This window comes from Xanthomonas sp. SHU 166, assembly GCF_000364685.1.
GTDB lineage: Bacteria > Pseudomonadota > Gammaproteobacteria > Xanthomonadales > Xanthomonadaceae > Xanthomonas_A > Xanthomonas_A sontii.
In genome coordinates this window covers 1-952 of sequence record NZ_AQOJ01000349.1, presented here as the reverse complement: position 1 = coordinate 952, position 952 = coordinate 1, and the positions used below count along the sequence as shown (strand labels likewise).

The following is a 952-nucleotide window of genomic DNA, read 5'->3' as shown; positions in this document are numbered from 1 at the left end:
CCCCCCCCGCCAGTCCCGCGATGCGCGCTTCGACGGCGTGTTCTTCACCGCCGTGCGCAGCACCGGCATCTACTGCCGGCCGGTGTGCCCGGCGCCGCCGCCCAAGCGCAGCAACGTGCGCTACTACCCCAGCGCCGCCGCGGCCGCGGCAGCCGGCTACCGGCCGTGCCTGCGCTGCAGACCCGAACTCTCGCCGGAGGCGCAGCAGCACCTGGGCGAAGAAGTCGTGCGGCGCGCACTGGCGCTGATCGCCGAGGGCGCGCTGCAGGACGCCAGCGTCGCCGCGCTGGCGGCCGAACTGGGCATCAGCGCGCGTCAGCTGCAGCGCCTGTTCGTGGCCCAGCTCGGCGCCACCCCAGCAGCGGTGCACGCGACCCGGCGCCTGTTGCTGGCCAAGCAACTGCTCACCGAAACCGCCTTGCCGATCACCCAGGTGGCGCTGGCGGCCGGCTTCAACAGCCTGCGCCGCTTCAACGCCGCCTTCCTCGACGGCTGCGGCATGCCCCCCTCGGCGATCCGCAAGCAGCGCACCGACAGTCCCGGCGGCGATCTGGTGCTGCGCCTGGGCTATCGGCCGCCGCTGGACTTCCCGGCGATGCTGGCGTTCCTGCGCAAGCGCGCGATCCCCGGCATCGAGCGCATCGGCGAGGCCAGCTACGAGCGCGTGCTCGGCCCCTGCGAGGCCTCCACCCGCATCCGTGTCGAGGCCGATCCGCAGCGCCACGAACTGCGCCTGCACATCGCCGCGGCCGATCCGCGCGCCATTCCCGACATCGTGCGCCGGGTGCGCCGCGTGTTCGACCTGGATGCCGACCTGCGCGCGGTACACGCCACGCTCGGCGAGGATCCGCTGCTGGCGCGCGCCATCGCGCGGCGCCCCGGGCTGCGCGTGCCGGGCGGCTGGGACGGGTTCGAAGTGGCGGTGCGCGCGGTGCTCGGCCAGCAGGTCAGC

1 protein-coding gene is annotated in these 952 nt (G+C 74.6%); it reads left to right on the top strand.

Annotation, left to right across the window (positions count from 1 at the left end; translation table 11 throughout):
- The coding region (locus D180_RS10155; protein ID WP_017912708.1) for an AlkA N-terminal domain-containing protein at nt 1-952 on the top strand (952 nt) is incomplete at both ends.